Origin of the sequence: Butyricimonas faecalis (assembly GCF_003991565.1) — a bacterium.
Lineage (GTDB): Bacteria > Bacteroidota > Bacteroidia > Bacteroidales > Marinifilaceae > Butyricimonas > Butyricimonas faecalis.
Window position 1 is genome coordinate 1,783,753 of sequence record NZ_CP032819.1, and the last position, 20,424, is coordinate 1,804,176.

Here is a 20,424-nt window from a genome sequence, read left to right on the forward strand (position 1 = left end):
CACCTCATCTATCACCTCAACACCCTATATTTAAGTAAATGCGTTCCGTCACTCCCTGCAAACAAGTAAAAACCGGCACTTCCTTTACCACCGAAAGCAATTGAAAACGGTGAATTACCCCGTATTGGAAAACCTTTGGAAACATCTTTCATATCCAATAAAAAAAGACGTCCACCTTTGCCATCCATCATCCCGATTCTTGAATCCCGGGTCGAGAAACGATAGACATACGGAAAATCCAATTCCGAACCCTCCCAATGCTTTTCAAACAACAACTTTCCCTTGTTATCCATCACCAAAACCCTGTTTTTCAACGCGTAAATAAACTCACTTTGTCCATCATTATTAACATCCTCCACGTTGAACATACCCCCGCCAATCATCTCTTCTCCCTTGATTTGCTCTACTTGACCTCGAAAATTTACCAATATAATTTCTCCGTTGGCATCAGTAAAAACAATCTTCATCTGACCATTCTGCTTCGTCAGATACAAAGACGTGTTAGCAGATAAATTCAATAAAGTAGACACTTTCACCCGTTCCTTTCCCTTACGATCCAAGATATACAAACGATACCGGTCTGCATACACGAGATAATCTTTTCCTTCCACCCGAAAATGATAAATTTTAGAAACAATATCATTATCACTTTTTGGCACATCCCAGCCTTTCACAAAATTACCGGACACCTCATACAAATACACGCGATGATCAGCTCCAGGAGCAAACACCCGATAATTTTTATTATTCTCGTAATCAGCCACCGATATTCCCCGTTCGCAGGGAGAGTTAAATGCCAGCGGGAACCGAGGTAAATAATTACCATTCCGGTCAATCAAATAAAGATGACTAGGTGTAGAAAATAAATATTGCAATTTACCGTTCTTAAAGATATCCACTTGATAAACCTCGCTATTGATCTTCCCTTCGATCGGCAATTTCCACAAGATCCGTCCCACATCATTAATCAAGTAAATCGTGTTACCCTCATCCTGCACGAAAAGTTCACGTTCTCCCGTATTATGATTCACCACAATCGCCGGTTTCATGCTCATTCTAGCGTCCAGCCGTGTCTGCCACATGATCTGAGCTTGTTTCTGCTCCACCTCTTCCGTACTTAAAAATAACGTGTGATATAGCATATTGCTCTCACACCCCCATTGTAACCCGAGAGAAGAAAATACCTCCATCTCTTCTTCATTTCTCATTAACAATTCACGTAACCCTCCTTTAGTCACCTGTTCATAATAAGGTAACATGGAAACCATTTCAGACAAATACATCCAATTAAACTTCGAAGACAATTTTGTTCTTACTTTCTGGTACCATTCCTGATCCCTCACACTCAGACGATGCATATAATGACTCGCAAAGGAGTGAATTCCTTTTTCAGAAGAAGCGAACACCACGTAATTGTCTTCTACCAACACGTAATTCGTCGCTATCCCTCCCAACACATATCCCCACATCACCCCGACGAAATCGGGAATGGGCATCTTAAAGTAACACACTTTCTTATCTTTATCCAAGGCAAATGAACGATATAACGAAGCTTCAGAAATCCCTGATTTCGAGGCATACGACTTCAACATTTTTTCTAACAAACCTTTAGCCAAACTTCCGGCTTTCACGTGAACCACCACGATACCCTCTTCTTGTTTCCGCTCCGCATCATAAAAAAGTGTTCCTTTTCCCCATTCTCCTTTCAACAAAGCCTGCCACTCCTCATCTAGCTTATCCCCAAAAAGACGAGCAAACTCCTGTTTCCGTTTCCGGACATTCTCAATCTGTCCTGCCCCGTAACGATAACTCTCAAGAGAAGACAAGTAATTTTTCACATCACTCAGGGCCAGAATACTAACACACTTCACGTCGGCAGGCATCACCGCGTCCAGTTTGGAATCCTGGGGAACTTGTCCCTTAAACGCGATAGGAAACGCAGCTTTCAACCCGTCACAATGTACAAAACCATTAAAACTGATCCCATTCGACTTTATATCACCATCTAACGCCCCCCACTTAAACCATTTGGCTATATTCGTCTGTTTAGCAATAAAATCTTTTTGTAATAATAACGGAAGTAAATCGGAAAAACAAGTCGTGTTCAAAAACACATTCAAACCAGCACCTGCAGAGAAGTAACGATTCACATTTTTAAAACGGGGGACCCCGTCTTTTTCGTTCTCACCGGAATTGCCTAATTGGTTTACGGCATCTTCCACATATAGTTCAGAATTAGAGACCAACACCATACCACCAACGGCAGCATAACACATTTCATCTTTTCCCCGACTTACCAAATATATTTTCTGGTTATTATATTTTCGCTCTTTCACCGGCTCTCCGGCAAACATCTTTTGTAAAAAAGCATGCGCATCCCCCCTAGAAAACAATCCGCTCCGGTTTAACACATACAAAAAACGAATCGATTGTTTTCCCTCCACCCGAATCGCCATCACATAAGAGGAAGTATCTACTTGAGACATCTGTTTCAACGTATCTACTACCCGAAATAACATACTCTTCCGAAATGCTTTAATTTCCCGGTCAAAAGCGGTTGCAATCTTCGGAGATAAATTCGCATTTGCATTCACATTAATCACGACAGCAGAATTATAGGGAATAAACGATTCCTTCGGGACATCAACCGTCCGCTCCCGCTCGCTCACCCACCATAGCGCAAATCCTATTCCTCCGAGAAGAACAATCCCAAAAACGATTAATGCAATTTTTTTCACCACGTTCTAATATTAGATTTTAAATTTTAGATTGAGGATTAAAGATCATTCGATGAAAAGAAATGTTCGCCTTGTCGGTTGAAATCTAAAATCATCCATTCTAAAATTGATAAGTTTTTTTCACAGGAACAAATTTAATAAAATCAAGCCTTTTTCCTACTTTTGTAAAAAGGAAAATCGTATGAAAAAAATATATACACTGCCGGAAGTGGAAAATATGCTGACTTGTCGGGGAGAAGAAGAAAATCGGCTTTACTTGGAAGCAAAAAATACAAAGAACGCAACCGTTGGTGAAAATGTCTACCTCAGGGGATTAATTGAAATTTCCAACATTTGTACCAAAGACTGTTATTACTGTGGTATCCGAAAATCTAACACAGAAACAGCCCGATATACGCTTTCAGACAAAGAAATCATTGAAGCAGCGGACTTTGCCTACAAGCATCATTTCGGTTCCATCGTATTGCAGGGAGGAGAACGTTCCGATAAAGAATTCGTGGATCGTATCACCCGTTTGTTGCAAGAAATCAAAAAGAACAGTAACAACGAGTTAGGTATCACACTCTCACTGGGAGAACAAACGGAAGACACTTATAAACGTTGGAAAGATGCTGGAGCACATCGCTATTTGTTACGTATCGAATCCTCCAATCCCGAATTATACGCCAAGATTCACCCGAACAACCCGCATCATTCCCATTCAACACGTTTGAAATGCCTGGAAAGCCTGCAACACTGCGGGTATCAAACGGGTACTGGCGTGATGATCGGACTACCGTTTCAAACCATTACTGATCTGGCAAATGATTTGCTGTTCCTGCAATCCATGGACATTGACATGGTAGGCATGGGGCCTTACCTGGAACACCATGCCACCCCCCTCTACGAGTACCGCCATTTACTCCTTCCCCTCCAGGAAAGATTGCACTTGTCCATCCATATGGTGGCTGCACTTCGACTTCTCATGCCGGACATTAACATCGCCGCCACCACAGCCCTTCAAGCCATTGACCCCACCGGAAGAGAAAAAGCACTGGAAATCGGGGCAAACGTAGTGATGCCAAACATTACTCCCACAACGAACCGTACCCTTTACAAACTCTACGAGAACAAACCGGGCACCCATGAAGGAGCCGCAGAATCTATGCGAAAACTGGAAGAAAGCATTTTAAAAAGCGGTTGTAAAGTAGCCTACGGGACTTGGGGAGACTCACAACATTTTCAATCAAGAATTGAAAATCACATCCAAGACTCCGAACCGGGTAATTAATGAATTACTAAATTCTTAAAAGGAGCAAAAGCAGCTAAAATAACCAATGCTCCTAAAATTGTGATGACTAACCCGGAAACCCGGTTAATTGTGATTAACACGCGCAACCGGAATTTCTTACGGAAGATATTTACCAACGTCGAAAGCGTGTACCACCACACGCCACCACCCAACAGCACCCCGATCACCACCAGCAACTCTCCAAGTAAAGAAGAAGATTCTCCGAAAACAGACATCCCGGCAAAAACAGCCATAAAAACGACCACCGTGATCGGATTGGAAACCGTCAAGAAAAACAATGAAAGATAATCACCCAACAACCCCGTCTTGCTCACCCGACCTTGGCGTCGTTGACGAATTTGGCGAATCGGGTTATCAAAATAAATTTTTAACCCGATACACAAAAGAAATATACCACCGATAATTTGTAACAACAACTCGTGAGTCTGCACGGTATTTATCACGTACCCCAGCCCGAACGCCGCCACCGAAGCATAAAAGAAATCCGCGGAAGCAGCACCCATGCCGGCAATAAAACCTGATAACGCACCCTTATGCAAGGTTTTCTGGATAATTAATACACCCATTGGCCCTAATGGAATCGACACCATTAAACCAACCAACATCCCCTTGAAAAGATACAATATATCGTACATGCTATTCTATCGGAAATTTACAGTTCCACACTATCCGAGGAGAATCGACTCAATATCGTGTCATCATTTATCTCTTTTGACAACGACTCGATCGTCTTCATCGGCACGTCAAAAATATCTAAAATAAGTAAACCATCCAAACACATATTAAACTTAGGATCGATATTAAAACCGATAATTTTGGCATTCAACGAAATATATTTCTTCAATAAAACCGGCAGCTTATCACTCGATGGCTCAATATCCCCGATCATCTTGTCCAGCACGGATATATCCTTTTGGGCAGCATCCAGCATCACTTGTACTCCAGGCTCTTCCGAATGTACCTGATACTTGGAGCGCGGGATCACGTATTTGGCCAATTCACGGTTATAATGATTTTCTTGAATAAAACGCATGATCAATTCTTTCGATACCTCCGTATACTTCCCGCTGATAGTCACCGGACCGATCAGATAACGATACTCTGGATTTTTCAACAAAAAATAAAGAATACCTTTCCACAACATGAACAAGGGAAGCGGTTTACGCTGATACTCCTCCGTGATAAAAGAACGTCCCAACTCTATCGACTCGTACAACACAGGTAACATCTCCTTCCGCATCTTAAACAACGAGTTGATATAAAATCCCTTCATGCCGTAACGATCAATGATCTCTTTTCCTTTCCCCACACGATAAGCCCCCACAATTTTCTCTTCCTCTCGATCCCAAATAAACAGGTGATAGTAATAAAGATCATATTCGTCCAAATCGATACTACGATTCGTTCCTTCTCCCACCGCGCGGAAAGTAATTTCCCGCAAACGACCAATCTCGTTCAACACGTTTGGAATCTTCACGGAAGGGGAACAATATATATCGTAATTTTTCATGTTAAACAGCAGATAGTCCTCGGCAATTCCCTCGATTTCTTTCTTCAACACTACACTCTCGGTCTCTGCTGCAATCGATTCGGCTTTAGGCATTGCTTTCTGTGATTTGATGAAAAACTTCTTTACTTCTAACGCGGATCCCAACAAATAAGTTTTTGCCCGCAAGAACTTACCATACTGGGCAATATCATGAAATGAATTCTGAGTCTCCACGCTAATCGGGCTCCCGATCCTTAACTTCACCACTCGATTTTTCTTGTTCAACAACTCGGAAGGTAGCTTGATCGTTTTCAATACCGGGTGAATCATTCCTAACAAATAAAACAACAAACTATTAGACCCTTTAAAATAAATCGGAATAACCGGTACTTTCGCCATCTTCACCAACTTCAACACGGAAGAATCCCACTCTTTATCCTCCACGTGATTCGAGTCAGCTTGGTAAGAAGAGACCTCTCCAGCAGGGAATATTCCCAAGGGTTTCCCATCAATGACATGACGTATCGCCTCTTTAATCACCCGCATATTCGAACCCTTCTTGCTTTCCTCCGGATCCAACCCCAAGATATAATCCTGCAGCGGAACTATTTTCTTCAACAGAAAATTCGACATGATTTTGTAATCAGGACGCAACTTGCACAGCAAACGCACCAGCACGATACCGTCCAGTCCCCCAAACGGGTGATTGGAAACTGTGATGAAAGTACCATTCTTGGGAATCTTCTCCAAATCTTCCTCACTCACCTCGATCGTCACCCCCAAAGCTTCAATCAAACTATCCAAAAGAACTTCAGGATCATCATCACTCACCTTCACATTCAACTTATCCAGTTTATGCAACCGTAAAATATACATCACCAACTTGGAAACCAAACTTTCCCGAAACCGGTTCAACCCATGAGAGCCAAGTAAAAAATCGTTCGTATCAATTAATTTCATCTATATTCTTATTTAAATGTTCTACGACTAGAACACTACAATATCTTTCACTACATTATCTCCGACCCGATCATTCAGAGCTTTTATTAATCCCTCTTTCACCATCAAGATCTCGTTTTTTACCACGGAAGAAGTGAAACTCACAAACACTTTTCCCTCTGAAATCCGTAAACTCTTTGTCCGAGAAGCAATCATTCCCCCCACGACATCCGGCCAAACCTGGCACACCTCCCTCTCTTTAAACTGACGGGATAACCCCATCTGCTCCAAGTAAAGATTTACCAATTCATCCATTGTCAACGTCTTACCCTGCTTCAAAATATTCCTAGTTTATAATAATTTTACAATTAAATTTATTCTACAAAAATACGATTTTCTGAATAACCCAAATGAATTTTAGATTTTAAATTTGGTAGTTATACACGATTTTGTTGTGAGATATTAACTCCTGCAGGCAAGAAGGTATATTTACCATTCATAATCAAATGGATAAGGGATCTATTTCTAAAACAAGCGCCAATTCATTTCGCCACGGGAACGTGTCAGGGACGTCCACGAACGTCTTTGTAACGTCTTTGATACGTCTTTGATGCGTCTTTAATCCCTAAGAACATCGAATATGCCACGAAAGATATGCGTGTATTAACTAGGAAAAGTTTACTTCATATTTCGTTGTAAAGGTGGTATACAAGTACCTTAAATTTTAGATTCTTTCTATTCAATATTTTAAATCTGCGACATTCCCTCCCACAACATGAAATATCTTATACTCCATGGCATGTTGCTGCAAAATTTCGTCAATATGTTCACGATTGGTATCCGTAACAAAAACTTGACCAAAGTCCGTACTTGAAACTATTTGAATGATTTGACTTACCCGATCAGCATCCAACTTATCAAAAATATCATCCAACAATAACAACGGCTTCACCCCCTTCTGCTTCACCAAGTAAGCAAACTGTGCCAATTTCAACGCTGTCAGAAAACTCTTTTTCTGTCCCTGAGACCCCAGTTTCTTCACGGGATACCCTTCCAGACTCAAGTTCAAATCATCCCGATGTACTCCCACTGTCGTGTAAGTCAATATTCTGTCTCGATCGAAACTATCACGCAATGAAGCCAAGAAATCATCATTCTTTATAGTCGTCGAATATTCCAGCATAACTTTTTCCCTTCCCAATGCAACCCGGTCATAATACACTTGAAACATTTCCTCCAACTCATACACGAAAGCCCTACGTCGTTCAAGAATGACACACCCACAATCCGCGAGTTGTTCATCCCACACGGACAACATGTCCGCATCAATGGATCGTCCCGCGTATTCCTTCAAAAAACTATTTCGCTGTACTAACACCCGATTGTAGCGAATTAATAATTGCAAGTATTCTTTATCACACTGGCTGATCACCCCGTCAATAAAACGTCTTCTCTCCTCACTAGCACCATCAATCAACACCACATCCGCAGGCGAAATAATAACTAACGGCAACAACCCGATGTGATCAGAAAGCCGCATATAAGCCTTTTTATTCTTTTTAAAAATTTTCTTCTGACCTCGTTTTACCCCGCAGTACACGTCAATCTCCTCGTTCCCGTGCACATATTGACCCTCAATCATGAAAAAAGCCTCCCCGTGGCGAATATTTTGCGCATCGGGCAGATTGAAATAGCTTTTACACATCGACAACTGATACACGGCATCCAGAATATTGGTCTTCCCCACACCGTTATTCCCGATAAAACAATTAAACCGGGGACAACACGTGACACTCACCTCGGCGATATTTTTATAATTCACAATATTCAAATTCCTTAAAATCATTCATTTCAACTGTTAGTGGTTACAAGCAACAAGTTCCAACACGAACGTGAAACTGATGACCAAAAGTAAGGAAAAGAAGGATATCATCCATCGAGCAGATAATTTTTTGCACAAAATTTCATGGAGCCCCTTTTGATATCAAAAAAAAAATTAATTTTGCACGTTGATGAGTAATACGTCTAGAAATAAGAAAAGTAAATAACAAAAACATATAACCATGTCAAAAGAGAAACAGAAACGTGTGGATGGCTTTGAACAAATTGAAGAAGCCACGATTTCGACCGAACAATTTATCGAGAAAAATCAAAAGTTATTGGTAAGAGGAGTCCTCGTTATCATCATCGTAGTAGGTGCAATCTTGGGATACTATAGATTTTACAAGACCCCAATGAAAGAAGAAGCATTGAAACAAATGTTTGTTGCCGAAAACCTTTTTGAAAAAGATTCTTTTAATATGGCTCTTAATGGTGATGGAAACGCTCCTGGCTTCTTGGAAATCATTGACAAATACAGCTCTACTCCCAGTGGAAATTTGGCTAATTATTATGCCGGAATTTGCTATTTACACTTGGGGGACAACAAAAATGCTATCAAACACTTGGAAAAATTTTCTTCCAACGACGTAATTTTCTCCAGCATGGCAATGGCAAACTTGGGTGATGCTTACATGCAGTTGGGCGATTTCAAAAAAGCTTCTAACTATTATCAAAAAGCGACAACCGGAATGACCAACATGGTTACAACTCCAGTTATCATGATGAAAGCCGGACTTGCTTTCGAGAAAGCAAACGATTATAAAAGTGCATTGAGCATGTATGAAAGACTAGAAAAAGAATTCCCCGCTTCTTATGAAGCTCGTGACATCGAAAAATACATCACTCGTGCAAAACTACATATGAAATAAGAATTCAGAATTACTTATATAAGCTATCCTTCATAGGATAGCTTTTTTTATTTCCAATTTTCATTCCCCAACTGATCTCGGCACTCCAATCAGGAAATCTCACCAGCATCTCGTTAATTATCTGCAATCACAATGAACTCGATTAATTCCGGGTGTAACAGCAAACTTTAAGCAAAAAATAATCCCGCCTCAACGAGACGGGATTACCTTATATAATCTTGATTGATTACTTCTCGAACAACTTTCCGAAATCCTCCATGGAAATCTCTTGCTCTTCAAGTTTCACTCCCTCTTTAATAACACTGAAAATTTTATTTTCCAATGCACGATCGTAAAGACTGGCACGCTGTTTCTCATTTTCAAGCAAACGAACAGCAAAACCATCCAATTGCTCGTCAGACAAACCATATAATCCATATTGTTGTAATTGTGCAGCAGCGACTTCACGTCCCACGGCCTTCATATCCTCATCCTCAACTTTGATGTTATTTTCCTTGATCATATCGCCCTTAATCAACTGCCACTTAAATTCATCACGGTAAGAATTGAAATCTTTATCAACAGCCTCTTGGGTTAATTCCTTATTGGTAGCCAACATCCAACGTTTCAAGAATGCTTCAGGAAGGACCACATCCTCGTTTTTCTTCAACATCTTGTCTCGAGCATCTACTGTTAAACGGTACTCGCTATGAGCTCTGAACTGTTTAGCCAAGTCTTCTTTCACTCGAGCCCGAAATTCCTCAACGCTCTTCACGTTACCTTCTCCGTAAATTTTATCAAATAAAGCTTGATTCACTTCTGCCTCAACGTAACGTTTAATCTCGCTGATGATAAAACAAAAATCAGATGTAACATGCTCAGCTTCTTCCTTGCTTATTTGTAACAGAGCGGCATAATCCGTTTTATTGGGATAAGCTTTTGACGGGTTGAAAATCACCTCATTCCCAACCTGTTTACCAACGAAGATTTTCACTTGCTCTTCATCCTTCATATGCTCAACAGACAAAGAGGCATCCTCAACATGAATTCCGCCTTCTTTAGGTTTTCCGTCTTCTCCCAACTCTATCAACTCTCCTTTCACATACTCTGACCCCTCAATCGTGTCAACCGAAATCAATTCACCATTACTCTTGCAGATGCTTTCAATCTGTTTGTCAATCATTTCATCATCCACTTTGATGATGTAATAAGGAACTTTCTCTCTTTTGCTTAATTTCACATTCATCACGGGAGCCAAAGCAATATCATAAACAAATTCGAAGTTTTCCTCGTCTAGATTCAACTCCTTCTGCTCCGTCTCGCTCGGAAGTGGTTCACCCAAGATATTCAAATCGTTCTCCTGGATATAATTAGACAAACTCTCTCCGATCAACTTGTTGATCTCCTCAATCAAAACGGCTTTACCATACATTTTCTTGATAATACCGAAAGGAGTTTTCCCTTTCCGGAAACCATCAATCACCGCTTTCTTCTGGTAATCTTTCAACGCGTCGCTCACGCGAGTTGCGTAATCCTCCTTATCCAATTGGATCTTAATGGTTGCATTAAGATCATCGATTTGGTTCTTTGTTACATTCATACTTCTCTATGATAATACTATAATTGATAAAACAAACAAAAAGGCCACCTCTTTGTAAGGCGGCCATCTCTTCAAGTGCGGGCGAAGGGACTCGAACCCCCACGCCTTGCGGCACTAGATCCTAAGTCTAGTGCGTCTACCAGTTTCGCCACGCCCGCTTGCTATTTTGACGGTGCAAATATATTGCTTTTCCGTGAAAAACAAAACGATTTTACCGTTTTTTTATTTTTTCCCACGTAATTCGAAATTTTTTCCCAAGTAAACCCTTCGAACTTCCGGATCATTAGCCAAATCCTCTGCTGAACCGGATTGTAAAATTCTCCCGTCATACAACAGATAAGCCCGGTCTGTAATACACAAAGTCTCCTGCACGTTGTGGTCCGTGATCAAAATCCCAATATTTTTCTCTTTTAACTTGATCACGATGCTCTGAATATCCTCCACGGCAATCGGATCCACTCCAGCAAAAGGTTCGTCCAATAAGATAAATTTCGGAGCAATCGACAACGCTCGCGCAATTTCCGTGCGTCGACGCTCTCCTCCCGACAATTGAATTCCCTTACTCTTGCGAATATGCTGCAAACCGAACTCATCCAACATTTCCTCCAGTCGGTGACGCTGGTAATCTTTCGGCAAATTACTCATCTCCAGAACAGCTTTGATATTATCCTCCACACTCAACTGCCGAAACACGGAAGCTTCCTGAGCAAGATACCCCACTCCAAGCTGAGCACGACGATACACAGGTTCTGTCGTAATCTCCGTGTCGTCCAAGAAAATACGTCCCCCATTCGGTTTAATCAATCCCACAATCATATAAAATGACGTGGTCTTTCCTGCCCCATTCGGTCCTAATAGCCCGACGATCTCCCCTTGTTCCACGTTCACGGAAACTCCTTTCACTACCGTACGGCTCTTGTATTTTTTTACTAATTCCTCAGCTCTTAATTTCATATCTTACTATATTTACCGCGCTAAGATAGTCTTTTACAATTAAAAATTGAAAATTGAAAATTGAAAAATATTAGAAATTTAGATGTAACGAGAAATTAATCGCAAAATTATCCACGTCCTGTCCCGAACGATCACCACGATGCGTTAACCGCCAGATAGCATCCACGCGAATAAACCGGAAAATATTTTCAATCCCGACTCCGGCTTCAACATAAGGCTTCGACACAGAAGACATACCCTCCGGAAACCGGAAAATAGCATCCGTGTTAAGCAGACTACCATTATTCTTATTCGACAATGTGCCCCACAAGGCTTTCACTGTCGCCACCTCACGCCATTTCAACCGTTTCATTAATGGAATCTTACTTAAGAAAAATCCTCTAAAGTGATGTTCCCAAAACACTGCTCCCCATAAATCGGATGCGAACTCGTAAAAATTCATGCAAGAGAATGCATAAGGATCATAAAAATAAGTAGCATTCCCCTCGTGTAATTTCAACAACGGGTAAGGTACCTTATTAAATATCTTTCCCCCAGATAACATTATATCACTATATCCTAACGGGGCAATATCAAAATCATGTTTCACAGATAATTCCAAACGGTAATACTCGTAATCCCCATTCAATATATTCTTTAACCCGGCCACCACGTCAATTCCCACGATCGGAAAATCCGATCCCATGGAAACTTTATCAAACGTCTGTCGCACGACAATCTCGTTCCTCGACAAACGTGTTCCCAAACGCAACTGGGTTGTATGAATCTGATCCACGACTTCTCCATTCGGGCGAACAAAATCGACATATTTCGTGGGAAACATCTGACGATATTCCAATGCAAAGGAATTCGAAAAACCTTGCCACCATTCCTTTTCGTAACGTACATCAAATGAATTAATTAAAGTCAACTTATCATTATTCCCCCTAGAAAATATCGAACTCAATATATTACCTGTGGTAAAGGCGTTCTCGCTGGCTCCCAACTGTAATACATCATGCCGTCCTCCAATCGTGAACTTCGATGTCGGTTGATTATTAAAGATATATTCAACAGTTCCGCCTCCTTTAAATTCACCATCTTTCGTGCTATAAGCCCCGTACCCGGTAAGCCGCACATGCTTGCTAAAATCACTCGTAGTTTTGACTCCCAACTGGAAACGACATCTCTCCAACTTATTAAAACTCATCAATTTATAATAAGGTCCAAAACCGATATATTTCGTGTTATAGTAGCCAAGTAAGGCGGTCTGAATGATGTCGTATATATTTTTATACAACGGGACATTCTTTATTGAGTCCACCATATTATATATATTCTGTTCCTTTTCACTTAACTCGTAAGGACGTACTGTTTGCCAGTAACTTTCATCACTCTGAAGGACATCCTTATTAATGATCACGTCATTATCCAGTTTCAGAATCTCGGTAGGGATATCTTCATTCACCTTCACATTTGAATAGTCAATCTGACGATGTCCCATAAACGAGATTAACTTGGAGGAATCCTTCATCTGTACGGTAAAATCAGCCAATATTTTATCCTGCTTTAAAAACCAAGTAGAATCATTAATTAATTCATTCGTATTCTCGATAGCCAAATCCTTTATCCAGTTTACATTCAATCCTTTAGCCATACGTAAACGAGCGGACTCCAACGCCCATGTAGTGGAATCTATATTTACCTCCCCATCAAACACCGGGGTAGACTTTCCCCTAGGATGAAAACGAATCTTATATATCTTTCGTCCCTCCTTCTGTACGCTATCTACCAGAAAATACTTGTAATACATCAACCCGTGTTCACTCAACGGGCTAGCAAAATTCACCTCAAAAATATTAATGTAATTATCATACAAGTTCACATTCACATGTAGATGTCCCGTAAACTGAGCTAAACTGTAATCCTCCTCGATACCCGAAATTCGGCTGGCTTTCACGATTTCCCTTGACAATTTCGGAGAGCGCCGATAATAGTAATCTGCCGAAGCCTCAGAAATCATCACCGGTAGATAAGCCTTCCCTGTAATACTCGAAGTGTCCATGTACTGAAAAATAAAACCGAAATTTTTCTGCAATTTTTTATTCTTAAACTCCGGCTTCATATTCGCAATATCCAATTCCATCTTCGTATAGGTAGCATAACTATAGGAATCCTTTTCTGCCGGATTGTTTCTCTTCTTATTCTTTGAAATATTCCGCAAGATAGCATGTGCAGGATTCTCTCCCGGTATCACCTTTACCTCGTCCAAATTGGTCACGATTGGCACTAATTTAAAATCAATCGTATTGAAAGCTCCTTTCTTAACCTCCACGGTTTGACGCTCATAAGAAACAAAGGATGCCATAATTTCGCTAACATCCTCTCTTGTTTCAATATCATAATTTCCGTCAAAATCGGTCGTAACACCAATCGTTGTACCTACAAATACAATACTTACTAATGGCATCGGTTCCCCCGTTTCAGCATCCACTACTTTTCCTCTAACCTTCGTCGTTTGCGCCTCTATTACAGACACCCACGCCAACAACAACAAGACAAAACACAATTTCAGATATTTCATTACAAAAAAATTTACGATTTTAGATTCACAATTTCGAGTTAGGAACAACCATTCAAAATGAAGATAATCCCCATCATAAATCATCAATCACAAATCATACATTAAACCACTCCTTCACGCAATATGTCGTGTATGTGTACCATTCCTTTGTAATGACGTTCATTATCAACGACAACCAGCTGGGTAATACTATTTTGCTCCATCATCCGGTAAGCATTGTACGCCAGTTCTTCCTCCGATATTGTCTTGGGAGATTTTGACATGACATCTTTTGCCGTCAACCCATCCACATCATCATATTTCTCCATCATCCGCCGCAAGTCACCATCCGTGATAATTCCTTCCAAACGTTCTTCCTCATCCACAATTGCCACTGCACCCAAACGTCCTTTCGACATGGCTAGAATCACGGGGCGAATTCCCGCATCTCTCGTGATACAAGGCCGATTCGTTTCATCATAAACATCCGAAACCCTCGTGTACAAACGTTTTCCTAAACTTCCGCCCGGATGAAATCTTGCAAAATCCCTGCTTGAGAAACTACGACACTCTACCAAACACATTGCTAATGCATCTCCCAGCACTAACTGTGCCGTAGTTGAATTTGTGGGAGCTAAATTTAAAGGACAAGCTTCTTTTTCCACTTTCGCCTTCAGTACATAAAGGGAGTTTTTAGCCAAAAAAGAGTCCGTATTTGACACCATTGCCACAATATTATTATTTCCGTTATTTCGTATCAACGGGATCAAAACTTTTATTTCCGGAGTGTTTCCACTCTTGGAAACACATATCACCACGTCCTCTTCCCGGATCATTCCCAAATCACCATGAATAGCATCCGCAGCGTGCATAAACACGGCTGGGGTTCCCGTGGAGTTCATTGTTGCCACAATTTTTGTCGCAATAATTGCACTTTTCCCAATGCCAGTGATAATCACCCGCCCCTTATTTTTATAAATTAATCTAACGACAGCCTCAAAATCATCATCTATATAGTTTATCAAATTTTGAATAGCTACTGTCTCATCTTGAATCACTTTGCGTGCAACCGATTTTATATCTACCATGACTATCTAATTATAAATATTCATTCAAAAGTCGTCCTTAAAGCAAAAAAAGAAAAAAAATATTGCACTTATCATTTTTTGCTATAACTTTACTAGGGACAAAAGTATCATTTTTTATGATAGCTCAAAAACGAGTGATGATAGATTTATTATAGAAGATTTTGTTTGTAAAAACAAATTAAGTTATAAATTTGCGCACCCGTGTAAAAATGGGGTGTGTGAAAATTAAAAAAACAATGGGATTGCAAATAGATTTACATGCTAAATTAAAAGAGTATTTCGGCTTTGATAACTTCAAAGGGAATCAAGAGCAAATAATAAAAAACGTCCTCGCTGGAAACAACACGTTTGTACTGATGCCAACGGGGGGGGGAAAATCTTTGTGTTACCAGTTACCAGCCTTAATACTTGACGGAACAGCAATAGTGATATCGCCACTAATTGCTTTAATGAAAAACCAAGTTGATGCCATGCGTTCGTTCAGCGCATCGGAGGGAGTTGCCCACTTCATGAATTCGTCTCTTAGCAAAAGTGATATTCTAAAAGTAAAAGAAGACGTGTTGAGTGGTAAAACAAAACTATTATATGTAGCCCCAGAATCTCTAACCAAAGAAAGTAATATTGAATTCTTACGAAAAGTACCTATCTCCTTCTTTGCGGTAGACGAAGCCCACTGTATATCCGAATGGGGACACGATTTTCGGACAGAGTATCGCAAAATCAGACCGATCGTGGAGCAAATCGGGAAAGCCCCGATTATCGCTTTAACGGCAACAGCGACTCCGAAAGTCCAACATGACATTCAGAAAAACTTGGACATGCTGGATGCTCAAGTGTTTAAGTCTTCCTTCAATCGTTCAAACCTCTACTACGAGGTACGTCCAAAGGTGGACCCGACAAAAGATATCATAAAATTCATTAAAAACAACGAAGGCAAATCAGGTATCATTTACTGCCTGAGCCGTAAAAAAGTGGAAGAACTCACGGAAGTCCTTTGCGTGAATGGAATCAAGGCTGCCGCTTACCATGCCGGTATGGACGCATCGACCCGTAGTGCCAATCAAGACAAGTTCTTGATGGAAGAAGTCAACGTTATCGTAGCAACAATCGCTTTTGGAATGGGCATTGATAAACCAGACGTACGTTTTGTCATTCATTACGATATTCCCAAAAGCCTCGAAGGATATTACCAAGAGACCGGAAGAGCAGGACGGGACGGAGGAGAAGGTTATTGTTTGACATTCTACAGCTACAAAGACATCCAAAAACTGGAAAAATTCATGCAAGGTAAACCGATTGCCGAACAGGAAATCGGGAAACAACTCCTAATGGAAACTGTTTCTTACGCAGAGACTTCTCTTTGCCGCAGAAAAGTACTGTTACACTATTTCGGTGAAAACTATGATGAAGAAAATTGTGGAGCCTGTGATAACTGCTTATTCCCGAAAAAAGAATTCGAAGGCAAAGAATACTTAATTGATGCCTTGAATGTCATCCTTGAAGTAAAAGAAAAATTCAAGGTAGACCACATGGTAAATATTCTTCTTGGAGAAACCGATTCCATGATAAAATCGTATCATCATGACGAACTGGAATCTTTTGGTGTCGGTTCTGAAAAGAATGCACAGTTCTGGAACATGGTATTCAGACGCGCTTTAATTGCTAATTATATAGAAAAAGATATTGAACAATACGGGGTCATAAAACTAACTGAAAAAGGCCACGAATTTTTAAAAGAACCTAAAGACTTTATGCTGATGGAAGATCATAATTTTGAAGAATCAGAAGAGAAACTTCAGGAAAAAGGGGGAGTATCAGCACTCGACAACACCTTATTTGCCATACTGAAAGATTTACGGAAAAAGATTGCCAAGAAGAACAATCTGCCACCGTACGTGATTTTCCAAGATCCATCCCTAGAGGATATGTGTACTAATTACCCCATCACATTGGAAGAACTAGCCAACATACAGGGGGTAGGTTCAGGAAAAGCGCAAAAGTACGGACAGGAATTCGTTGAAGTAATCAAACAATACGTTGAAGACAACGAAATCGAAAGAGCGCAAGATTTAGTTGTTAAAACCGTCGCCAATAAGTCAAAATTCAAGGTATATATCATTCAAAATATTGACCGTCAAATTGACCTGGAAGACATTGCCTCTGCAGAAGGTCTTACCTTTGAGGAACTGATCAAAGAAATGGAAGCCATCGTCTTCTCCGGGACCAAACTCAACATTGACTATTACATCAATCAAATTTTGGATGAAGAGCAACAGCAAGAAATCATGGATTACTTTATGGAAGCTAAAAGTGATAATATTGGAGATGCCTATGAAGAATTCGAAGGAGACTATTCGGAAGAAGATCTTCGTCTAATGAGACTGAAACTACACTCCAAACATGGAAATTAAAAAAAGCGACTTAAAGTCGCTTTTTTTATTCCATCCGATCAATCATCACATCCGGCAAATGCTGTATAAACTGGAATAGCAAAGTTTCATCCCCTGTCTTATGAGTACGAATAACCATTGTCACCCGATAAGTGATTATATCCCCTAACCTGGATGACTCAGTAGAATAAGAACTGATTGTATGCTTTTTACTCTTTATCTCATCAGTAACCTCCTTGATTACCTCTTGATTTGTTGTCGTAAATATTAACAATACATTCCGTTGGCTGAACTTTTGAAAAATATATCCCAATCCTTCTAAACCCAATAAAGTCAACAACATTGCACTGATCCCCAACCAATATTGTCCGGCTCCGACTGCAAGACCAATAGCAGAAGTGGCCCATATCCCAGCAGCCGTAGTCAATCCTCTTACAAATAATTTTTGAATAATAATAGTCCCGGCCCCCAAAAAACCTATACCACTCACCACTTGAGCCGCTATACGACTCGGGTCAAGACCGATCCCCGTATCTCCAAGAATATCCCAAAATCCATATTTTGAAACGATCATAAAAAGTGCACTACCTAAAGCTACCAAAAAATGAGTTCTAAACCCCGCTTCCTTCGCCCGATATTCACGATCCAAACCAATGATAGCCCCTAAAACTCCGGCTACAAGTAACCTAAAGAAAAAATCCCATGTCATCATATCCATATCTCTTTTACCTGATCCTTATCTTCACACAAAGATAAACTAATCTACGCAAAATTTCGATAAAAAAGAAAAACCGTTCTGCCCAACAGCAAAACGGTTTTTCTATTTTATCGAAATTCCCTTATTCCATATAACGAATAATCGTCTGTTCTCGATCCGGCCCCACGGATACAATCTTGATCGGGACGCCGGTCTCCTCTTCCAAAAATGCCAAATAATTATTGAACTCTTCTGGGAATTCATCCTCTGAAGTCATTTTTGTCATATCACATTTCCAACCCGGCAACTCAGCATAGATTGGTTTCACACCTTCCGTAATATCATACGGGAAATAATCTATCTCTTTCCCATCCACCTCATAAGCAACGCAAGCAGAAATTGTATCAAAAGTATCCAGCACATCACTCTTCATCATAATCAACTGGGTCACCCCATTAACCATAATTGCATATTTCAATGCCACCAAGTCTACCCATCCACAACGACGTTTACGACCTGTCACGGAACCGAACTCATGTCCAAACTCACAAAGTTTATCACCAGTTTCATTTTCCAATTCCGTTGGGAATGGTCCACTACCAACACGGGTACAATATGCTTTGAAGATACCGTAAACTTCTCCAATACGACGAGGAGCAACTCCCAATCCTGTACAAGCCCCAGCACAAATCGTGTTTGAAGAAGTGACGAAAGGATAAGAACCAAAATCTATATCCAGCATGGTACCCTGAGCTCCTTCTGCCAAAATGGACTTTTCATCATCCAATAATCGGTTAATCTCATGCTCACTATCTACCAACTCGAATTGTTTCAAATACTCGATTCCTTCCAACCACTCTTTCTCTGCAACTGCTAAATCATAAGTAAAGTTCAAACTTTTCAATATCTGTTCGTGACGAGCCTTCGCCTTCGCATATTTTACATCGAAATCATGTAAAATATCACCTACTCGAACACCGTTTCTACTAATTTTATCCGTGTACGTCGGTCCGATTCCTTTTCCGGTAGTTCCCACTTTAGCATCGCCCTTGGCAGCCTCGTAAGCAGCATCTAGAAATCGATGGGTCGGCAAAATCAGATGTGCTTTCTTAGATATATGAAGTCTTTTTTTTAAATCGTGACCAGACGCTGCCAACGCTTCTGCTTCCGCTTTAAACAAAGCAGGATCGATTACGACACCATTACCGATGATATTGACTTTATCTCCTTGAAAAATTCCGGATGGAATGGAACGAAGCACATATTTTTGACCTTCGAATTCAAGCGTGTGCCCGGCATTAGGCCCTCCCTGAAAACGAGCCACAACATCATAATTCGGGGTTAACACGTCAACTACTTTTCCTTTACCTTCATCTCCCCACTGTAATCCCAACAATACATCTACTTTCATCTGATATTATATTTTTATAAAACGAACGTACAAAATTAATATTTATTTCTTACCTGCCAACTTACAATTACTGCAAATACCATAAATATAAAGCATATGATGATGGACAGTAAAATCATACTTTTCTTCCACGTGTTCAACAATTTCCTCCAATCGAGAATCAGCGAACTCTTCCACTTTTCCACATATCTTGCATACAATATGTTCATGTTTTCGGTTATTATACGCACGTTCGAATTGTGCGATGTTATTCCCGAACTGATGCTTGATCACTAGCTTGCATTCCAACAACAAATCAATCGTATTGTACAATGTTGCACGACTAACCCTATAGTTCTTATTCTTCATAAATACATACAAGGATTCTATATCAAAGTGCCCGGCATGAGAATAGATCTCATCTAAAATAGCATATCTCTCTGGCGTCTTACGATGCCCCTTCTGCTGCAGGTAAGTGGTAAAAATCTCTTTCACCGTTTCCTTTATTTTTTCCATTGAGTCCAAAGCTAATTCTATTTACAACATCGCTAAGTTACAATAATTATCCGAAGTTCTA

15 protein-coding genes and 1 tRNA gene are annotated in these 20,424 nt (G+C 40.4%); 3 read left to right on the top strand and 13 right to left on the bottom strand.

Annotated features, from left to right (window positions below):
* Positions 1-11 precede the first annotated feature (11 nt).
* Positions 12-2,741 (bottom strand): WD40 repeat domain-containing protein, encoded by a 2,730-nt coding sequence (locus tag D8S85_RS07990; protein WP_127074960.1) that lies wholly within the window; start codon positions 2,739-2,741, stop codon positions 12-14.
* Positions 2,742-2,919: 178 nt separating this feature from the next.
* Here D8S85_RS07990 and hydE point away from each other — a divergent pair, with 178 nt between their 5' ends.
* The gene (gene hydE / locus D8S85_RS07995) at positions 2,920-4,008 is read left to right on the top strand and encodes a [FeFe] hydrogenase H-cluster radical SAM maturase HydE (RefSeq protein WP_106480243.1); all 1,089 of its coding nucleotides are present in this window, start codon (positions 2,920-2,922) and stop codon (positions 4,006-4,008) included.
* Here hydE and D8S85_RS08000 read toward each other — a convergent pair.
* The 4 genes from D8S85_RS08000 to recF all read right to left on the bottom strand — a co-directional run bounded on the left by D8S85_RS08000 (position 4,005) and on the right by recF (position 8,303).
* A complete protein-coding gene (locus tag D8S85_RS08000; protein ID WP_106480244.1) occupies positions 4,005-4,664 on the bottom strand; it encodes a LysE family translocator in 660 nt (219 codons plus the stop codon). The genes hydE and D8S85_RS08000 overlap by 4 nt on opposite strands.
* Before the next feature lie 17 nt (positions 4,665-4,681).
* Complete coding sequence (locus tag D8S85_RS08005) at positions 4,682-6,478, bottom strand: lysophospholipid acyltransferase family protein (protein WP_106480245.1); 1,797 nt, start codon at positions 6,476-6,478, stop codon at positions 4,682-4,684.
* Between the two features lie 27 nt (positions 6,479-6,505).
* Entirely contained in the window at positions 6,506-6,796 is a 291-nt protein-coding gene (locus D8S85_RS08010; RefSeq protein WP_228423159.1) for a DUF721 domain-containing protein, read from the bottom strand.
* A 400-nt stretch (positions 6,797-7,196) separates the two neighbouring features.
* A complete protein-coding gene (gene recF, locus D8S85_RS08015; RefSeq protein WP_106480246.1) occupies positions 7,197-8,303 on the bottom strand; it encodes a DNA replication/repair protein RecF in 1,107 nt (368 codons plus the stop codon).
* A gap of 217 nt (positions 8,304-8,520) precedes the next feature.
* Between recF and D8S85_RS08020 the strand changes: the two genes are divergently transcribed.
* A complete protein-coding gene (locus tag D8S85_RS08020; RefSeq protein WP_106480247.1) occupies positions 8,521-9,207 on the top strand; it encodes a tetratricopeptide repeat protein in 687 nt (228 codons plus the stop codon).
* A 226-nt stretch (positions 9,208-9,433) separates the two neighbouring features.
* Here the strand turns inward: D8S85_RS08020 and tig are convergent, their stop codons facing one another.
* The 5 genes from tig to D8S85_RS08045 all read right to left on the bottom strand — a co-directional run bounded on the left by tig (position 9,434) and on the right by D8S85_RS08045 (position 15,370).
* Positions 9,434-10,786 (bottom strand): trigger factor, encoded by a 1,353-nt coding sequence (gene tig, locus D8S85_RS08025; RefSeq protein ID WP_106480248.1) that lies wholly within the window; start codon positions 10,784-10,786, stop codon positions 9,434-9,436.
* 76 nt (positions 10,787-10,862) lie between these two features.
* Positions 10,863-10,944, bottom strand: a tRNA-Leu gene (locus D8S85_RS08030).
* Between the two features lie 64 nt (positions 10,945-11,008).
* Entirely contained in the window at positions 11,009-11,740 is a 732-nt protein-coding gene (gene lptB / locus D8S85_RS08035) for an LPS export ABC transporter ATP-binding protein (RefSeq protein WP_106480249.1), read from the bottom strand.
* A gap of 70 nt (positions 11,741-11,810) precedes the next feature.
* Complete coding sequence (locus tag D8S85_RS08040; RefSeq protein ID WP_127074961.1) at positions 11,811-14,303, bottom strand: DUF5686 and carboxypeptidase-like regulatory domain-containing protein; 2,493 nt, start codon at positions 14,301-14,303, stop codon at positions 11,811-11,813.
* Between the two features lie 101 nt (positions 14,304-14,404).
* Positions 14,405-15,370 carry a KpsF/GutQ family sugar-phosphate isomerase gene (locus D8S85_RS08045; protein WP_106480250.1) on the bottom strand — a complete coding sequence of 322 codons (966 nt, stop codon included), beginning with the start codon at positions 15,368-15,370 and terminating at the stop codon, positions 14,405-14,407.
* Between the two features lie 236 nt (positions 15,371-15,606).
* Between D8S85_RS08045 and recQ the strand changes: the two genes are divergently transcribed.
* The gene (gene recQ / locus D8S85_RS08050) at positions 15,607-17,781 is read left to right on the top strand and encodes a DNA helicase RecQ (protein ID WP_106625022.1); all 2,175 of its coding nucleotides are present in this window, start codon (positions 15,607-15,609) and stop codon (positions 17,779-17,781) included.
* A 25-nt stretch (positions 17,782-17,806) separates the two neighbouring features.
* Here recQ and D8S85_RS08055 read toward each other — a convergent pair whose 3' ends face one another.
* The 3 genes from D8S85_RS08055 to D8S85_RS08065 form a co-directional block, all read right to left on the bottom strand.
* Entirely contained in the window at positions 17,807-18,469 is a 663-nt protein-coding gene (locus D8S85_RS08055; protein WP_172726564.1) for an MgtC/SapB family protein, read from the bottom strand.
* 130 nt (positions 18,470-18,599) lie between these two features.
* Positions 18,600-19,868, bottom strand: coding sequence for an adenylosuccinate synthase (locus D8S85_RS08060; RefSeq protein ID WP_106480251.1), 1,269 nt, complete (start codon positions 19,866-19,868; stop codon positions 18,600-18,602).
* 42 nt (positions 19,869-19,910) lie between these two features.
* Positions 19,911-20,363 (bottom strand): Fur family transcriptional regulator, encoded by a 453-nt coding sequence (locus tag D8S85_RS08065; RefSeq protein ID WP_106480252.1) that lies wholly within the window; start codon positions 20,361-20,363, stop codon positions 19,911-19,913.
* Positions 20,364-20,424: the final 61 nt, after the last annotated feature.